The organism is Xenorhabdus eapokensis (genome assembly GCF_001908105.1).
On sequence record NZ_MKGQ01000011.1, the window covers coordinates 35,916 to 54,048 of the forward strand.

Here is an 18,133-nt window from a genome sequence, read left to right on the forward strand (position 1 = left end):
AGGCTAATGATAAATTAATAATGATTTTACGCAATCCGTGCGAACATTTTTTGACCAGTAAAAAATATACTCTATAACATGTACTTTACACCTCCGATACCACCTGAAAACGAACAACAACTATTCAATCGTGCCCATTCTTTGGCGGGCTTATCTATGGGTGAACTAGCTGCACTGGCCAAACTCTCCATTCCCCCCAATTTAAAACGCGATAAAGGTTGGGTTGGTATGTTGCTTGAATACTATTTAGGGGCAAGTGCGGGTAGTAAACCTGAACAAGATTTTGAACATATCGGTATCGAATTGAAAACTATCCCTGTGGATAGTAAAGGTTATCCATTAGAAACTACCTTTGTCTGTGTTGCTCCTTTAACCGGTAATAGCGGCATCACCTGGGAAAACTGCCACGTCAGGCGTAAATTATCCCGTGTCCTGTGGATACCCGTTGAGGGGGAAAGAAGTATTCCACTTTCTGAACGCCGTGTGGGTTCGCCGTTGCTGTGGAGCCCGAATGCGATTGAAGAAGAGTTGTTGAGACGCGATTGGGAAGAGCTTATGGATCTCATTGTATTAGGCAAAGTCGAGAGCATTACTGCCCGTCATGGTGAAGTGTTACAATTGCGCCCCAAAGCTGCCAATAGCCGAGCATTGACGGAAGCAACAGGAGAATACGGCCAACCAATTATGACGTTGCCCAGAGGTTTTTATTTGAAAAAAAACTTTACAGCGCCGTTATTAGCTCGCCATTTCTTTTTGTAAAAATCAAACTGAGTGTTGCCCACCCTGTCGATAAATATAATGCCATGTAAATGGTCAATTTCATGCTGCATAACAATTGACAGAAAATCTTCGCTTTCGATCGTCATTGGTTTACCAAACCGATCAAATGCTTCTATCTTCACTTTTTCAAATCGCTCGATATCTGCGTAATATCCCGGTATTGACAAACAGCCCTCCTGATCCGCCACTCCTTTTCATCATTAAAATCGCTTGCTTTGAAAAACTGAATTTTCCAATAAATTAGCAAACCAAATTTAGTAAAAATAACCACTAAAAATTAAATTAATATGCGTTAATGAAATAATAAAAAATGCCAACCGAAAAATCTCAATTGGCATAATGTTTGTGACAACCTAATTTTTGATTAGCTTAACTTTCTTATTTTATTTTCTTGTTATAAACTCGCATTTTCAAATGCCTGAGACAGATCCGCTATCAAATCATCTGCATTTTCAATACCGACAGAAATACGAAGCAGTTGTGGCGTAATTCCAGCGGCCAGACGCTTTTCCAGAGGAATAGAAGCATGGGTCATCGTAAATGGCTGGCCAATTAAACTTTCCACTCCCCCTAAACTTTCCGCCAATGTGAACAGTTGCAGTGCCTTAATAACCCGACGCGTATAGTCTTCATTTTCTTTCAGCACGATAGAGATCATGCCACCAAAACCCCGCATCTGACGCTTTGCCAATTCATGCTGTGGATGAGAAACAAGGCCAGGATAATACACTTTCTCAACTTGTGGTTGTTGTTCGAGCCAATGTGCAATCTTCTCTGCGCTGTCAATATGGCGCTCCATACGCAGCGCTAATGTCCGAATGCCACGCAGAACAAGGAAACTGCTGAACGGATCAAGAATGCCACCAATGGAATTTTGCAGGAAAGCAACTTGCTCGGCTAACTCTGCGTTATTGCCCACCACCGCAAGGCCAGCAACAACATCAGAATGACCATTCAGATACTTAGTTGCAGAGTGCACAACAATATCAAAACCCAAATCAAGCGGACGCTGAATATAAGGGGAAGCAAACGTGTTATCTGCCACGCTGATAATATTATGCCGCTTGGTAATTCGTGCAATCGCCGCTAAATCAGCCAATTTCAATAGTGGATTAGTAGGAGTTTCTACCCAAATCATTTTAGTATCAGGCTCAATTGCTGCTTCCAATGCCGCAGTATCCCCTGCTTCAATATAAGTCACTCTCAGACCCGTCGTCCGGCGCCGCACTTTTTCCAGTAGTCGGTAAGTCCCACCATAGAGATCGTCCACCGCAATGATATGGCTGTCTTTATCAAGTAGCTCCAGAATGGTCGAACTGGCTGCCAGACCAGAGCCAAAAGCATAACCACGTGTTCCATTCTCCAATTCTGCAATCGCACGCTCTAAGACATCACGCGTCGGGTTTCCACTACGGGAATATTCATATCCCGTGTGCTGACCAGGTGCAGGCTGAGCATAAGTTGATGTCGCATAGATGGCGGGCATCACAGCCCCCGTGTGATCAGGGACATAACCAGCATGAACGCTTTGTGTATCAAATTTAATCTTATTCTTAGTCTTATCAAATTTAGCCATTAATTTATTCCTGAAAGAGATCAATTGAGTTGTTGACGCCATGCGTTCAATACATCGGTACGAGTAACAAGCCCCAGGAAATGATTGTCATCATCAACAATCAGAGCCACATGACCAGCATCAAAGGTAGCAATTAACTGCGCCAATGACGCTTTTTTATTGAGTGTATGAACCTGATTGGTCATCGCTTCAGTAACAGGCAACGAGAAATGACGTGAATTGGCCTGAATCGTATGCATGAGATCCCATTCATCAATAAGCCCGACAACTTGATCATTCTCGATCACAGGTAACTGTGAAATGTCATACAGACGCATGCGGCTATAAGCGATCTGCAAGGTATCTTGCGGAGAAACCGAAACCGTCGCGCCATCCTGATAGCGATAAGTAATATAGTCGCTCAAATTATTTTCTTGTGGTTGTGAACGAAGCCCTTGTTCCAATAACCAGTAATCATTAAACATCTTCGACAGATATTTGTTACCACTGTCACAAGCTAACGTCACTACACGTTTTGGCGTTGTCTGTGCTCGACAATAACGTAGCGCCGCCGCTAACAATGTGCCTGAAGAAGAACCAGCCAGAATCCCTTCTGTCAGTAGTAAATCACGGGCGCAGGTAAACGCTTCTGCATCGGTAATCCGATAAGCATGGTGAACCTGAGAAAAATCCCCAAGAGGCGGGACAAAATCTTCTCCGATACCTTCCACAAACCAACTACCCGCTTCGTCATAGTGACCATGCTCAACATAATCGGCAAGAATAGAACCTTTAGGATCTGCGAGAACAAATTCCGTATGAGGGGAAACTTCCTTAAAATACTGGCTCAAGCCACCCAGAGTTCCGCCAGAGCCAACACCCACGACCATAGCATCGACATGCTGCTTCATCTGCTGCCAAATCTCCGGCCCCGTGGTAGCAAAATGCGCGGCTGAGTTTGCAGGATTATTGAATTGATCAATATAATAAGCCCCGCTGATTTCTTTCGACAGACGCAGAGCATAATCCTGGTAATATTCTGGATGCCCTTTGCCGACATCAGAGCGTGTCAGGCGGACATCGGTTCCCAGCGCTCGCAGGTGATAAATTTTTTCCCTGCTCATCTTATCAGGTACAACCAAAATGAGTTTATAGCCCTTCATGGCGGCAACCAACGCCAACCCAATTCCCGTATTACCTGCCGTGGCTTCAATGATAGTGCCCCCTGGCTTTAACCATCCCTGTTTTTCTGCCTGCTCAATCATTGAAAGTGCAACACGATCTTTAATCGACCCGCCAGGATTCTGATTTTCTAACTTAATGAATAGCTGGCATGGGCCTGTATCCAGATGCGTCAATTCCAATAGCGGTGTATTCCCTATAAGTTCAAGAACCGAACGTGGTGCTGCCATATTTGCCTCTTGATAATCGGTAAAATTTGCAAATAACACTTTCAGATTGGGAAAGGATAACGCTGCATAGCAATCAATTTGAAAGAACAAAAGAAAACTACATATAACCAAAGAGAATTAATTAATTCGATATTGATAAATTAAAACTTACTGCCAATTCATTTATTTATCATTTAATAATAAATAAACTCTAATAACAGTGAGTTATTGGAAATAAGCTCCTCACAATAATAATTTCATTGCAATCTAAATAAAATATCAATCAATCTGTATATTCCTTAATCCAGAAAATCCGATAAAATGGCATACACTTAAATTACATCAAATAAACATTTCAATAACTCATTTCCTCAACAACAAAGAACAAACAAAAGAGGCACCTATGTATACATACAGAGAGGCCGCCAATTTTGCGGCATTCGTGTTATATGCAGCGAAAATGAATGAACAGTACTACAATAACCCAACTCCCCCAGCCGATCCGCGCATTGAACAAGATGGATGGAGAGTTATCGCGTATCTTTCAGCCAATGATCTGTCTTTCTCAGTAACACCCAGAAAAGGTGAATTGCCCGATCATGTCTGTTTTGGCTATGTGGCAAAAAAAGTGACAGAAAAAAACCATTCTCCAAAGGAGCATATTATTGCTATACGTGGAACCGATCCCACCATTTTGCTAGAAAATGTCCATAATGGACTGATTAACTTTACATCACCGTGGACCCGTTTCCCCAAGATAGAAGTCAGTATGGGGTTTTTTAGCATCTATGACTCAATGAAGCTGATTACTATTGAGCCTGAATCTCACCGTGATTACAGCAATCTCAAATTAGCTGAAGCGATTAGCCAATTTCTAGGGATAAATAATCAATTCACGATAGTCGGTTACAGCCTTGGCGCAGCAATTGCATCCTATCTGATGTATGAAATTGGCCCTATAACCGCCGATCACTCGGCCTGTTTATTTGCCTGCCCAAGGCCAGGAAACGGAGAATTTTCCAAACACGTCACCCAAAACTTTAGCAATTTTGCAGTGTTCAACTATATCGATGATGTCATACCTCATCTGCCCCCTAAAATTCTGGGATATGCCTCATTGGACTATATCAACGAGTTTAAACCTCAAACCAATTTAGATATTTCAGATGGGCCGTTATGTAGCCACTATTTAATCGACTACATTGCCAGATTAGATTTAGATGTGTTCAAAAGAGTCACAAAATACGGTGATATTGATTCTTGTATTAATTTATAGTTGGGAACTCATCATCGACAAACAGGAGCATAAAGATGAAATGGCGTGGTTACACATACAGCGCAATATTAATGGCAGGCAGCCTGTTTTCCCCTGCATTATGGGCAAAAGGGGAAGCACATTTGTTATTCCATATGGGATTAGGAGCCAACGACAAATTCTTTGTAGGCGGCACACTGCAAAACAAAGGCGACCAACCTGTGGCAGGGGGCTATCTGGCTGTTTTACCCCTTAATGCTAAATGTGAACCAGGTACGCTGACAGTGTATTCATTTGAACCCTTGGCATCGGGGGAGAAAAAAGAATTTCGTATCCCAATAAATACTCCGCTAAACAGTTATCGTTTAATTGGTTTTGGTGCCTATGATGATATGGGATTTCCTCTTCCCGCCATAGATGAAACAGCAAAAATCATTCAAGAGCGCGAATCCAGTGAGCGCAAAGCATGTCAATCAGCCCGGAAATCTGCATCTGCCAATAAATCTATATAGCCAACTCATCTCAATGATGGTTTATCAAAAATCAAAAATAAACCATCATGAAAAGCAGAAAAACTACATTTTTATTGTCGCTAGAAGATTTGCGGGAAAGTAAAAGCAGGGAAAGCGATATGCTTAATATAGTGATAAGTTCCGTCGGGTGAACGGAACTTAATTAAGGCAAAGGGTTAGCTAAAAAACCAATATTTGGTTAGTAAGCTAAATTAAAAACGATAACCAACGCCAAGTACCCATGTACCCAGATTAATACTATCTAATTTAGTGTATTCATATGATGCATCAATTGCCACATTCGGCAATGGATTAAATTGCACACCTGCGCCATAAGCTACTGCTGTTTTGGTATCATCATTAAAAGATAGGATGCTATTGTATTTGCTAATTCTAATATGCTCAGTGTTTGACGCTTTACCCACTCCTGCACCAATTAAAGCATAAGCACTTATATATTCATTAAAACGATATGATGGTCCAATTGTTATAGAATTATAATCAAGGCTTCCTCCATGATAGCCAAGTGGATCGTCATAACTAGTGTTATAACCTGTATGGGTGAATGAACTAATTAAGCCAAATTGCTCATTGAACTCATAACGATATTTAACGTTAAAACCTTTTAAGCTTGTTTTTAAGTTATTGTTTTCAATGTTAATTTTGCTCTGCGCATATCCCGCAGAAATAGTATGCTCACCAGCATTAGCTGCCAATGAGGTAATGGATAATCCAGCTACAATTGCGGAAATTAAAAATGTCTTCTTCATTATTATTAATCCATAGTGATAATAAACCTGCGATAATATATACAAGCCAATATATGAACACAATCGAAACATTCTTTAAAAGTGATCCAACCACTAACAAATGACTATTTTTATTAAATAATCAATAAGTTATTGTCTTTCACTTTACACCGTGTGAAGAAACTCATCCCACGATTTATTTATTTTTACCATTACATTGAAAATAATCAGTCACTTAGACATAAAATCACTAAAAATTTATCGCGTGATTTTTCTATCCTATTGATCCGTAACAATGCAAATCCATCCCAACCTTTTCCCCACAGTCTGTAAAGCCGTGACAGTCAGTTCAGGATATCTTTTACTTATTCCAGTTGGCTTACACCTTTTGTGGCCTGACAAAGATAGATATCCGCTTTTAAACCTGTTTTAGCCTTGTATTGTTGCTCAATCGCCCTTTCGACATTTTTCACCAAATCAGGAAGAACCAACGCCACCACACAACCACCAAAACCCCCCCCTGTCATACGGACGCCGCCGTGATCGCCAATCACATCTTTAACAATCGCCACCAGCACATCTATTTCACGGACAGTAATGTCAAAATCATCACGCATGGAAATATGAGATGCAGCCATAAGCTGACCAAGGAGAAATAAATCACCAGCATTTAAAGCATCAGCCGCCAATTTAGTCCGCAAATTTTCACTGATCACATGGCGAGCCCGTTTGGCGAGCAATGTATCGAGTAACGTTTGATTAGCATTGAAATCCTCAAGAGTGATATCACGCAATGTTTTCACTCCCAACAAATGAGCGGCTTCTTCACATTGCTGTCTGCGTAGGTTGTATTCGCTATCCACCAGGCCACGCTGTTTATTAGAATTGATTATCATCACAACCACTTGATCAGGCATACGTATAGATTGTGTTGTCAACGTGAGGCAATCGATCAACAAGGCGTGATTCTCTTCCCCACAAGCAGAGATTAACTGATCCATAATGCCAGAATTGCAACCGACAAATTGGTTTTCTGCTTGCTGCCCGCTCAATGCAATCATTTTGGGGCTAATATCGAGTTGATAAAGCGACTTAATGGTTTGCCCAACCACGACTTCCAATGACGCAGATGAACTCAAACCCGCACCTTGTGGAATATTGCCACTAATGGCGAGATCCATACCACCAAACGCATAACCACTCTCCACCAAAGAGTTCACCACACCACGGATGTAATTCGCCCACATTTTTTCTGGCTGAAAGAGAATGGGCTGGCAAAGATCAAACTCATCACACTGATTATGATAATCAACAGCTATCACTCTGACACGCATATCCCCACGCTTAGCGGCGGCAACTACTGTCTGGAAATTAATCGCACAAGGCAAGACAAAACCACTGTTGTAATCCGTATGCTCACCGATAAGATTCACCCGCCCCGGTGCCTGAAAAAAATGCGTTGGAGAATAATTAAAGCACGCCTCAAAAGATTTAGTGACGTTTTGGATTAAAGTTTTCATCTCTTTTTCCTCCAGAAACGTTTCCTCGTGAAAATCAGCGTAGCTTAAAATGAATGTCGCTGACATCCCGTAACCGTTGGGCGGCCTGTTCTGGCGTTAAATCACGCTGAGCTGCCGCCAACATCTCATAACCCACCATAAACTTACGGACGCTGGATGAACGTAATAACGGCGGGTAAAACAGTGCATGTAATTGCCAGTGATCAATATTGTGTTTGTGTGATATGGCATTGTCATCGCATTGATGCTCGAAGAAAGGAGCAAAATGCCAGCCCATTGAATAGGGAAAAGCACACTGAAACAGATTATCATAGCGACTGGTCAATTTTTTCATCGCCACTGCCAGGTCATCACGTTGTGCTTCCGTCAGTTCACTCATGCGGCGGATAGGATTTTTCGGCACTAGCATCGTTTCAAACGGCCATACCGCCCAATAGGGCACAACCGCAAGCCAATATTCAGTTTCCACTACCGTACGGGCGCCATCTTTGCGCTCAGCTTCGAGATAATCCACCAATAAACTAGTTCCTTGCTGACAATAATATTGCCGCAATAGTTCATCTTTACGTGCCAGCTCATCAGGCAGGAAATCACTGGCCCAAATCTGGCCATGAGGATGGGGTTGAGAACATCCCATCATTTCTCCTTTATTCTCAAAAACCTGAATCCAAATATAACGCTGGCTCAACTCCTCAATCTGCGCATTCCATGTATCAATAACACGACGGATTTGACTCAACGACAGTTCCGGCAATGTTTTGCTGTGATCAGGAGAAAAACAGAGAACCCGACAAACGCCACTCACTGGCTCAATTTTAAATAATGGGTTATCGGTAGGACTAATATCAAACCGCTCCGGTAGCAAGGCAGAATAATCATTCTGGAATATATAAACGTCCTGATAATCTGAATTACTATTACCTGAAGCACGGGTATTATTCGGGCATAAAAAACAGTGTTCATCATAACTTGGCAAGGCAACGTGAAGTGGTTTTTCATCAATTCCACTCCACGGTCGTTCAGTTCGGTGCGGTGAAACAATAATCCATTTACCCGTCAAAGGGTTATATCGCCTATGTGGACAATCAACAAAATTGAATCGCAACTTTGACATCTTGGATACCCCCTTGCTTTCACCACACACCCCTTACAGAAAACCAAACATTTTTTGCTGTTTCTTACTTCGCTTTGTAGCCATTGGGATTTTGAGACTGCCAACGCCAGGCATCAGCGGTCATTTCCACGATAGTTCGGTTTGCTTTCCAGCCTAGTTCTCGCTCGGCTTTCTCCGAGCTTGACCAACATTCTGCAATATCTCCCGAACGACGTGGACAAATTTCATAAGGAACGGGTTTGCCGCAAGCATGACTAAAAGCGTCCACCATTTCCAGCACGCTGGTACCTCTTCCGGTACCCAAATTGTAGATATGCAGTCCCGCTTTCTTACCAACCGCATTTAGGGCAGCGATATGCCCGTCAGCCAAATCCATAACATGGATATAATCGCGCACTCCAGTGCCGTCGGTTGTTGGATAATCATTTCCATACACAGACAATTTTTCCCGACGGCCTACCGCAACCTGGGCAATATAAGGCATCAAATTGTTGGGAATTCCCTGAGGATCTTCTCCCATTGTGCCAGAAGGATGAGCACCAACTGGATTGAAGTAACGCAACAGCACCACAGACCAATCATTTTCTGCATGATGGAGATCAGACAAGCAGCGTTCAACCATATATTTACTGGTGCCATAAGGGTTAGTTGTATTGCCTACCGCAGACTGTTCAGTAATAGGCACAACATCCGGATCACCATATACCGTTGCAGATGAGCTGAAGATAATGCTTTTTACACCCGCTTTACGCATGCTACGCACCAGCACCAGCGTTCCATTGACATTATTGTCATAATATTCGATAGGTTTAGCGACAGATTCACCCACCGCTTTCAAACCTGCAAAATGAATCACTGCCTGAATTTGATGACGGGAAAAAATAGCATCAAGGAAGGATTCATCACGAATATCCCCTTCATAAAACAGTGGCTGTACGCCAGTCAATGCTTCAACACGAGCCAGAACTTCACGATTGGCATTGCACAGGTTATCGATGATGATCGGCGTCATTCCCGCTTCAATCATTTGAACACAAGTATGGCTACCAATATATCCCATTCCACCTGTCACTAATATTTCCACAATAACCTCTTTTCAAAAATGATAATAACGACGAGTATAAAAAGAGTTATCACGTTAGTGAACTAAAATTAAGATATGGCAAAATCAGATCATAAACATTTTTAATTGATCTGCTCTCTAATAATCGCAGCCAATAATAAAAAACCATGATGAAAAAAATGACTTTTACTTCTATCCTTACCTTTGCTCAAACCGCTACCATAAATGATCCTTTTTTTACAGATATACAAGCCGGTGTGCTGTCAGAACATGCCGACCTGCAAGTTATAAAAACGTATTTTGATCTGTCTTACTATCGGGATGCGCTATTTAACGAATGTAGCATTACCTACCCAAGCCAGTTACAAAATGCAGTACATAAACGACGTGCGGAATATCTGGCTGCTCGTTATTGCACTCAACAAGTTTTAAATCGTTTGGGTTATCCTGGTTTTCAGGTAACCAATGCCCCAGATCGCTCCCCAATCTGGCCTGGCAACATTTGTGGCTCGATTTCTCATTCCACCAACTGTGCCATTGCCTTTGCGGCTTCTTGCAATAACTACCGAATAATAGGCGTAGATATCGAGCAAGAGATTAAACCAGATACCATCAAAAGTGTTTCATCGAGCATCATCAATGATAATGAAGTGAAATTACTGACAGAATGCTCATTACCTTTTACACAGGTATTTACTCTTGCGTTCTCCGTCAAGGAGAGTCTGTTTAAGGCACTTTATCCCCACGTAAAACGCTTCTTTGATTTCCATGCGGCTGAAATTACGTCAATTGATTGCAGAGATTACGCTATAAGCATAAAACTACTGCAAACATTATCTGATGAGTATCGAGCTGGCTCGCAATTCCACGGAAATTTTGCCTTAATGCCGCAGCAGCAAGTGTTGACGTACATTGTGCAGTGATGGAACATTGAGCTATTTTATGAAAGAAAGAGCATAAAAACAGATTGAATTACAGGCTCACCTTTAAATGAGCCTTTAAAAACAACTGACAAGATTAATGCATTACAGATCTTTCTTCGATGCCTGCAAATACAGCAACTCCAGTCCAATTGTTGCGGCGGCCAATGCCGTAATTTCAGATTGGTCATAAGCCGGTGCCACTTCCACCACATCCATTCCAACGATATTCAATGGTTGTAAGGCGCGCACTATTTTCAAGGCGCGATCTGACGTCAATCCACCCATCACTGGCGTTCCTGTACCGGGTGCAAATGCCGGATCGAGGCAATCAATATCGAACGTCAGATAAATCGGCAAGTCACCAACCACCGTTTTAATCTGCTCAACAATGTCATCAACACCGCGATCATTAACCTGACCTGCATCTAATACAGTAAAACCATTATCTGCATCGTGTTCAGTGCGAATACCTATTTGTACTGAGTGGTGAGGATCTATCAACCCTTCATTTGGCGCATGGTAAAACATCGTACCATGATCAAATTGACTGCCATTTGCATAAGTATCTGTATGGGCATCAAAATGGATCAGCGCCATCTTACCAAAGTATTTTGCATGAGCTCGTAGCAGTGGCAAAGTAACAAAGTGATCACCGCCAAAAGACAGCATACGCTTACCCGATGCCAGTACCTTTTCAGCATGTGCCTGCAACTTATCACTCATATCCTGGGCATCACCGAAATTAAAGACCAGATCCCCGCAATCCACCACATTCAGGTGCTTGCGTAAGCTAAAGTTCCACGGCCAACGGCAGCTTTCCCACGCCAGATTAGTCGATACCTGACGAATAGCGGCTGGCCCATGACGGCTGCCCGCACGTCCCGATGTTGCCATATCAAAAGGAACACCGGTAATTACCCATTCCGCATCACTGGAATAGGGTTGAAAATTCAATGGAAAACGCAAGAATCCGAAGGCATTTGAAACCAAAGAGTTATCAATTTGGTTTCCTAAGGCGCTAACACTCATGATATATCCTCAAAAGTCCTATGCTGGCTCATTACCCGTCTCCAATATTGGCAGTAACAAGTAACACAGAGGCTTATTTACACTATTATACAAAACACATGACCAAGAATGACTATTAATGCAGTTCAATGACTAACCAGGATTACTCGTCTTCCAAATAAGTGTAGCCATACAGGCCACTTTCAAACTCTTGCAAGAATTGTTCCCGTAAATTTTCATTCAGATCGGCCGATTTCACTTGATCACGGAAACGAGTCAATAATACCTGCGGCTCCAGTTTGACATATTGAAGCATATTGGCGACCGAATCACCTTCCTCACTCTGCTTATAAGTCACTGCGCCATTTTCTGAAACATAAACATCAATAGCCGCCGTATCACCAAACAAGTTATGCATGTTACCCAAAATTTCCTGATAGGCTCCGACCATAAAGAAACCAATCAATGGCGGGTTTTCTGGATCATAAGCTGGCATTGGCATCGTTGTCGCCACACCATCGCCATCAACATAGTGATCAATCGTACCATCAGAATCGCAGGTAATATCCAGCAGAACAGCACGACGATCCAGCGGCTTATCCAGACCTTCAATCGGCAAAACAGGGAAAAGTTGATCAATCCCCCACGCATCTGGCATTGACTGGAACAGCGAGAAATTCACATAGAATTTATCGGCCATGCGTTCCTGTAATTCATCAATAATCGGACGATGGGCACGGTTGCTTGGGTCAAGATCTTGCTGAATATGGCGACAAATATTTAAATACAGTTCTTCCGCCCATGCTCGTTCTGACAGATCCAACATACCGTGAGCATACTGAGTATGGACGTCATGCAGATCAAACTGGCTGTCATGCAGCCATTCACGCAGGGAACGGCGGCTACTGTCGGATTGCATCTCCTGCCAGGTTTCCCACAAACTAGTCAGGGGACGCGTCGCATCTTCTGCCGGTGGCGTTGTTTGAGTAAACTCATTGTGCTCCACCCCAATCACATTGGAGACCAAAACCGTATGATGAGCGGTCAATGCACGGCCAGATTCCGTAATCACGGTTGGGTGAGGCAGGCCATGTTCTTCACACGCATCACCAATCCCCCAAATAACGTTGTTCGCGTATTCATTTAAACCGTAGTTAACCGAGCATTCTGATTGAGAGCGTGTCCCTTCATAATCGACACCTAAACCCCCACCCACATCAAAGCACTGGATCTTGACACCCAGTTTAGATAACTCGACATAAAAACGAGCAGATTCACGCACTCCCGTCGCCACATCGCGGATATTTGCCAATTGGGAACCCAAATGGAAATGCAGCAATTGCAAGCTATCCAACCGCCCTGCTGAACGCAACCTTTCAACTAATTGCAATACCTGCGCAGCAGCCAAACCAAACTTAGATTTTTCACCGCCACTGGCCTGCCACTTGCCAGAACCCTGGGATGCCAAACGAGCACGAACGCCCAAGCGCGGGATAACATTCAGGCGCTTGGCTTCTTCCAGTACCATCTCAATTTCAGACATCTTCTCGATAACCAGATACACCTTGTGTCCCAGCTTTTCACCGATCAACGCCAGACGGACATATTCGCGATCCTTATAGCCATTACAAACAATCACAGTTCCCGTCATGCCTGCATGAGCCAGCACTGCCATTAATTCCGCTTTGGAACCGGCTTCTAATCCAATCGGTTCATCAGCATTTGCCAATGTCTCAATAACGCGGCGGTGCTGATTGACCTTAATCGGGTAAACAAGGAAGTAATCTCCTTGATACCCATAAGATTCACGGGCACGTTTAAATGCGGCATTAATCGAACGCAAGCGATGTTGCAAAATCTGGGGAAAACAAAACAATGCCGGCAAACGCAACTGTTCTTTTTCTTCCTGAACTTTCTTCACCAGAGTGGCGAGTTCAACTTGAGCTCCCGGTAAGTCAGGGTTTGGGCAAACACTGACATTACCCAGATCATTGACATAGTAATAGCCACCACCCCAGTATGCGATGTTATAGGTCTGTTGCATTTTGCGAGCGATATTATCATTCATGGCAGTCTCCTTCATGGAGTTGAGGTTTGCCTTCACCTGTAAAGTCAATAACCCAAGACACTATTTATCGTGCGTATCTTGCGCATTAAAAAATGTCAGGGAACAGCATGCTCTTAGATTATAGGAACGTTTAGAGAGTACTAAACAACATATTTACTGCGTGACTATATAATGATGCCAACCCAATTTATCTGCGGCTTAGCCACGGGTAACATCGAAAGACCTGCGTATATAAAAGGAAGGGACAAGATGTGAATATATCAATGGTATAATGTGGCTGTTGGCCGTTAACATTCAGCAGATAATGGATCATAACCCCATTCACCTCCACATGGCTTACTACCGCAAGCCGTTTCTCAATTGAGAAGCAGGATACGCATATATCTCCTGCAAACGCCTGTAACGCCAAGTTCCACGTGCAAAAAATGACTTGTGTTACGCGCGCAGTTTATACCTGTAATCCAGTAAAATTGCAAAACGAAATTTATCTAAACGGGGAATGAACACCTCCATACTTTTTGGATAAATGTCACACACTGGCAGGTAATTAAAACTAAAAAAACTGGTAACCTTAGTAAGAGTGACTTAGAATAGCCGTCTAGACGGTAATACATCCCAATCCGCCCTTAAACCAAGATTATATTTAAGGTAATAAAATATAATGACTACACATCTTTTTACTTCTGAATCTGTTTCAGAAGGGCATCCAGACAAAATTGCTGATCAGATTTCCGATGCCGTCCTTGATGCAATTTTAAAACAGGATCCTAAAGCTCGCGTAGCCTGCGAAACTTACGTTAAAACAGGCATGGTCATGGTTGGTGGTGAAATCACTACCAGCGCTTGGGTTGATATAGAAGAAATTACTCGCAGTACAGTACGTGAAATCGGCTATACCAGCTCAGATATGGGGTTTGATGCCAACTCATGTGCGGTTATCAGTGCCATTGGTAAACAATCCCCTGATATCAACCAGGGGGTTGATCGTACAGATCCTCTGGAGCAAGGCGCAGGAGATCAGGGGCTGATGTTTGGTTATGCGACCAACGAAACTGATGTTCTCATGCCAGCACCTATCACTTATGCACACCGTTTGGTTGAGCGTCAGGCTGAAGTTCGTAAAAATGGCACCCTGCCGTGGTTGCGCCCTGATGCAAAAAGTCAGGTCACTTTCCAGTATGAGAATGGCAAAATTATTGGTATTGATGCAGTTGTCCTTTCAACCCAGCATAGTGAAGATATTGATCAAAAAGCACTGCATGAAGCCGTGATGGAAGAGATCATCAAACCTGTATTGCCTACCGAATGGCTTACTCCGATGACCAAATATTTCATCAATCCAACAGGTCGCTTTGTGATCGGTGGGCCAATGGGTGACTGTGGTCTGACTGGACGTAAAATCATTGTTGACACCTACGGTGGTATGGCTCGTCACGGTGGTGGCGCATTTTCTGGTAAAGATCCCTCCAAAGTTGACCGTTCGGCAGCCTATGCAGCGCGTTACGTTGCCAAAAACATCGTTGCAGCAGGCCTGGCTGATCGTTGTGAAATCCAAGTCTCTTACGCCATCGGTGTTGCAGAGCCAACCTCTATCATGGTGGAAACGTTCGGTACAGAGAAAGTGCCAACTTCCACATTGATTCAACTAGTGCGTGAATTTTTTGATCTGCGCCCTTACGGCCTGATTAAGATGCTGAATCTGTTACAACCTATTTATCGCGATACCGCGGCTTACGGTCATTTCGGTCGTGAACAATTCCCGTGGGAAGCCACAGATAAAGCTGAAATTCTGCGTTCTGCGGCAGGATTGAAATAAATTTTTTACTAGTCTACGAAGCCCGCAAATACTGCGGGTTTTTTTATGATCAAAAGTACCTTTATTATGGAAATGAAATATATACTCATTTTTTGTTTATGTTTGCCGCTTTAATTTTCTCTGCTTCTTCAATGATTTGATCGGCTGTTTTCCCATGAAGAGATTGAAAAAATTTCTGTTCCAACTTTTGTATATCTGCATGTTTGATATTTCCATTCTTGTTATCCTTAAACAGATCATCAAAGTCGATACTATTGCTCATAACAATATTTAATGAGTCATCAAATTGTAATCTTTTATCTTCTGGTAAAGTATCTCTGATCTTCTCAATGGATGTTTTCACAGCGATTTCATTTATTCCATCAATTTTGAGTTGATTATCACATCCAGCTAATGCAAATCCCAACAAACAAATAATGAACAATTTTTTCATGATCAACCCCGCCTATTACCAATAAAGTAATAATAGCAAGAATGGCAACATATAAATCATTTTAAGGAAAATATTTATTATTAAATCAGAAATGTTTATAACTTGATTATTGATTTCTTCAGGTTATTAATGTGTATGTGGTTTCTAATAATCAACGTATTATCGAATGCATTTTCCCCTTGTTGTCAAAATCCCCACCAAATTGTTAAAATAATGTAACACGAAAATAACTTCACCAGACGGTTATACCAGCAACTGAAAAGATCGAAGGTAGTTTTACCTTAATGGATTGTCATTAAAGTAAAAATTTATAAGTAACTATTTTTATCTCAGTAAAAATGTAAAAAGGGTTGATTAGCCTGAATAACAACCATTATCATCTACTTTGCATCGGAAAAATAACAGAAACCCCACTGCGCTCACTTTGTGAATAAATATATTTGAAATCCATAAGATTAAAAATATAAATGAAACGAAAATTAATGATAAGTAATTTAGCCATATCTATACATTGATATCTCTTATATAACTTCAAATAATGAGGAAAAGTAATGTTTAATATACATTATCCCATAAAATGTTTTCTGTCCGCGTTATTCATATTACTCCCCATATATGCTCAAGCAGAAAAAATGACCGTTAAAGATATTATGGGGCGTGAAGTAACAATCAACGTACCTGTTAAACGCGCTATGTTAGCAGATAGCCGAATGGTTATTGCCCTGAATATTTTGCATCCCTCTGAACCATTGAAAGGTATTGTTGCGTGGGATAATGCATTGGAGAAAAAATCTCCTGACCTCGCGACAGCCTATGAAAAGAAATTCCCTCAACTAAGGAAAATTCCGGTTTTCCCTAATCCCTATACCAGTGATTTCAATGTCGAAAAAGCCATGATGTATAAGCCTGATCTGGTTATTTTCGATATTGGTTTGAAATCCAAATTGGATAGCAGTAATACGATTAACGTGTTGGAAAAAATAGGAGTTCCTGTCATTTTCATCGATTTCCGTCAACATCCTCTATCCAATACAGTTCCCAGCATGAGATTGTTAGGGCAGGTTTTCCAACAAGAAGAAAATGCCAATAAATTCATTCAGTTTTATGAAAATCGTCTGTCCATCATTAATAAACGTATCGCGGCATTATCTATTAAGCACATTCCCAGCGTCTTTATTGAGCGCCATGCCGGTATGTTAGGTGATGACGATTGTTGTAATACCTTTGCCACCAATAGTTTCGGAGAGTTTGTTACTGCCGCAGGTGGTGAGAATATGGGAAGCAAATGGTTTTCTGGTATGGGAGGCAAAATTAATGAAGAACAATTATTGGCGACCAATCCCGATTATTATCTGATGACAGTAGCAGATTGGGATACAATTCATTCAAACAGTCAATCTGTTCCTTTAGGTTATACCGGAGAGCTGGCAACATCGCAGAAACGTTTTCAAAAGCTGCTCGCGCGCGCCAAGCTAAAGATTTTAAAATCGTATCGTGAAAAACATGTTATGGCGATTTATCATCAATACTATGATACTCCATTCAATATTATTGCTGTAGAAGCCATTGCAAAATGGTTACATCCCGATCTTTTCAAAGATATTGATCCTCACGCAGACAATATTTATGTTCACCAAACCTTTACCGCATTAGATGGTAGTGGTGTTTTCTGGGTAACCGCAAAATAACTCCTCTTCTGAATCAAACCCACTCGTCTTTTGCGTGGGGAGATAACTATAAAATTATAAAAAAATACAGTTTTATACTGGTTTCTTATATAATGTTTTTTATTTTTTAACAATAAATGATTGGATTTACGCTCTCGCTACTTGTTCACAACAAAAAATCAGAGTAATTTTAACATTAATCTTATCATTCCAATAATACCTTCCATAATAATGAGAATCCATCTCATTATTATGGAAGACGTTACTATTTTCTAAACA

Annotated in this window: 16 protein-coding genes; 6 read left to right on the plus strand and 10 right to left on the minus strand. The window is 41.8% G+C overall.

Translation table 11 applies throughout. The features are described from left to right. Window positions 1-78 precede the first annotated feature (78 nt). Window positions 79-759, plus strand: a complete 681-nt coding sequence (mutH, locus tag Xedl_RS39145) for a DNA mismatch repair endonuclease MutH (RefSeq protein WP_074022990.1) — start codon at window positions 79-81, stop codon at window positions 757-759. On the opposite strand, the gene Xedl_RS39140 is transcribed toward mutH, so the two are convergent. From Xedl_RS39140 to Xedl_RS39130, 3 genes are all read right to left on the minus strand, one after another. Further along, window positions 705-968: a peptide deformylase gene (locus Xedl_RS39140; protein ID WP_244149678.1), complete on the minus strand. Its 264-nt coding sequence runs from the start codon at window positions 966-968 to the stop codon at window positions 705-707. The genes mutH and Xedl_RS39140 overlap by 55 nt on opposite strands. 206 nt (window positions 969-1,174) lie before the next feature. Continuing rightward, the gene (locus tag Xedl_RS39135; protein ID WP_074022989.1) at window positions 1,175-2,356 is read right to left on the minus strand and encodes a trans-sulfuration enzyme family protein; all 1,182 of its coding nucleotides are present in this window, start codon (window positions 2,354-2,356) and stop codon (window positions 1,175-1,177) included. 20 nt (window positions 2,357-2,376) lie between these two features. After that, a complete protein-coding gene (locus Xedl_RS39130) occupies window positions 2,377-3,747 on the minus strand; it encodes a pyridoxal-phosphate dependent enzyme (protein ID WP_074022988.1) in 1,371 nt (456 codons plus the stop codon). 382 nt (window positions 3,748-4,129) lie between these two features. Between Xedl_RS39130 and Xedl_RS39125 the strand changes: the two genes are divergently transcribed. Then, complete coding sequence (locus tag Xedl_RS39125) at window positions 4,130-5,002, plus strand: lipase family protein (protein WP_074022987.1); 873 nt, start codon at window positions 4,130-4,132, stop codon at window positions 5,000-5,002. Between the two features lie 35 nt (window positions 5,003-5,037). Continuing rightward, complete coding sequence (locus Xedl_RS39120; RefSeq protein WP_074022986.1) at window positions 5,038-5,493, plus strand: membrane-associated Zn-dependent protease 1; 456 nt, start codon at window positions 5,038-5,040, stop codon at window positions 5,491-5,493. A 212-nt stretch (window positions 5,494-5,705) separates the two neighbouring features. Here Xedl_RS39120 and Xedl_RS39115 read toward each other — a convergent pair whose 3' ends face one another. The 4 genes from Xedl_RS39115 to galE form a co-directional block, all read right to left on the minus strand. Next, window positions 5,706-6,263 carry an Ail/Lom family outer membrane beta-barrel protein gene (locus tag Xedl_RS39115; protein WP_074022985.1) on the minus strand — a complete coding sequence of 186 codons (558 nt, stop codon included), beginning with the start codon at window positions 6,261-6,263 and terminating at the stop codon, window positions 5,706-5,708. A 344-nt stretch (window positions 6,264-6,607) separates the two neighbouring features. Then, on the minus strand, window positions 6,608-7,762 hold the full coding sequence (galK, locus tag Xedl_RS39110; RefSeq protein ID WP_074022984.1) for a galactokinase: 1,155 nt from the start codon (window positions 7,760-7,762) through the stop codon (window positions 6,608-6,610). 34 nt (window positions 7,763-7,796) lie between these two features. Beyond that, window positions 7,797-8,876 carry a UDP-glucose--hexose-1-phosphate uridylyltransferase gene (locus Xedl_RS39105; protein ID WP_074022983.1) on the minus strand — a complete coding sequence of 360 codons (1,080 nt, stop codon included), beginning with the start codon at window positions 8,874-8,876 and terminating at the stop codon, window positions 7,797-7,799. A gap of 64 nt (window positions 8,877-8,940) precedes the next feature. Continuing rightward, a complete protein-coding gene (gene galE / locus Xedl_RS39100; protein WP_074022982.1) occupies window positions 8,941-9,960 on the minus strand; it encodes a UDP-glucose 4-epimerase GalE in 1,020 nt (339 codons plus the stop codon). Between the two features lie 158 nt (window positions 9,961-10,118). Here galE and Xedl_RS39095 point away from each other — a divergent pair, with 158 nt between their 5' ends. Then, a complete protein-coding gene (locus tag Xedl_RS39095) occupies window positions 10,119-10,862 on the plus strand; it encodes a 4'-phosphopantetheinyl transferase family protein (protein WP_244149677.1) in 744 nt (247 codons plus the stop codon). Between the two features lie 102 nt (window positions 10,863-10,964). Here Xedl_RS39095 and speB read toward each other — a convergent pair whose 3' ends face one another. After that, complete coding sequence (gene speB / locus Xedl_RS39090) at window positions 10,965-11,891, minus strand: agmatinase (protein ID WP_074022980.1); 927 nt, start codon at window positions 11,889-11,891, stop codon at window positions 10,965-10,967. Window positions 11,892-12,033: 142 nt separating this feature from the next. After that, a complete protein-coding gene (gene speA / locus Xedl_RS39085) occupies window positions 12,034-13,938 on the minus strand; it encodes a biosynthetic arginine decarboxylase (RefSeq protein ID WP_074022979.1) in 1,905 nt (634 codons plus the stop codon). 661 nt (window positions 13,939-14,599) lie between these two features. On the opposite strand from speA, the gene metK reads away from it, so the two are divergent. Then, window positions 14,600-15,754 (plus strand): methionine adenosyltransferase, encoded by a 1,155-nt coding sequence (gene metK / locus Xedl_RS39080; protein WP_074022978.1) that lies wholly within the window; start codon window positions 14,600-14,602, stop codon window positions 15,752-15,754. Between the two features lie 85 nt (window positions 15,755-15,839). On the opposite strand, the gene Xedl_RS39075 is transcribed toward metK, so the two are convergent. Then, complete coding sequence (locus tag Xedl_RS39075) at window positions 15,840-16,187, minus strand: DUF6694 family lipoprotein (RefSeq protein ID WP_074022977.1); 348 nt, start codon at window positions 16,185-16,187, stop codon at window positions 15,840-15,842. Between the two features lie 551 nt (window positions 16,188-16,738). Here Xedl_RS39075 and Xedl_RS39070 point away from each other — a divergent pair. Then, complete coding sequence (locus Xedl_RS39070) at window positions 16,739-17,875, plus strand: ABC transporter substrate-binding protein (protein WP_074022976.1); 1,137 nt, start codon at window positions 16,739-16,741, stop codon at window positions 17,873-17,875. Window positions 17,876-18,133 lie beyond the last annotated feature (258 nt).

Coding starts and splice junctions, on each gene's coding strand:
- mutH (WP_074022990.1), top strand. CDS start 79: ATGTACTTTACACCTCCGATACCACCTGAAAACGAACAACAACTATTC.
- Xedl_RS39135 (WP_074022989.1), bottom strand. CDS start 2,356: ATGGCTAAATTTGATAAGACTAAGAATAAGATTAAATTTGATACACAA.
- Xedl_RS39130 (WP_074022988.1), bottom strand. CDS start 3,747: ATGGCAGCACCACGTTCGGTTCTTGAACTTATAGGGAATACACCGCTA.
- Xedl_RS39125 (WP_074022987.1), top strand. CDS start 4,130: ATGTATACATACAGAGAGGCCGCCAATTTTGCGGCATTCGTGTTATAT.
- Xedl_RS39120 (WP_074022986.1), top strand. CDS start 5,038: ATGAAATGGCGTGGTTACACATACAGCGCAATATTAATGGCAGGCAGC.
- Xedl_RS39115 (WP_074022985.1), bottom strand. CDS start 6,263: ATGAAGAAGACATTTTTAATTTCCGCAATTGTAGCTGGATTATCCATT.
- galK (WP_074022984.1), bottom strand. CDS start 7,762: ATGAAAACTTTAATCCAAAACGTCACTAAATCTTTTGAGGCGTGCTTT.
- Xedl_RS39105 (WP_074022983.1), bottom strand. CDS start 8,876: ATGTCAAAGTTGCGATTCAATTTTGTTGATTGTCCACATAGGCGATAT.
- Xedl_RS39095 (WP_244149677.1), top strand. CDS start 10,119: ATGACTTTTACTTCTATCCTTACCTTTGCTCAAACCGCTACCATAAAT.
- speB (WP_074022980.1), bottom strand. CDS start 11,891: ATGAGTGTTAGCGCCTTAGGAAACCAAATTGATAACTCTTTGGTTTCA.
- speA (WP_074022979.1), bottom strand. CDS start 13,938: ATGAATGATAATATCGCTCGCAAAATGCAACAGACCTATAACATCGCA.
- metK (WP_074022978.1), top strand. CDS start 14,600: ATGACTACACATCTTTTTACTTCTGAATCTGTTTCAGAAGGGCATCCA.
- Xedl_RS39075 (WP_074022977.1), bottom strand. CDS start 16,187: ATGAAAAAATTGTTCATTATTTGTTTGTTGGGATTTGCATTAGCTGGA.
- Xedl_RS39070 (WP_074022976.1), top strand. CDS start 16,739: ATGTTTAATATACATTATCCCATAAAATGTTTTCTGTCCGCGTTATTC.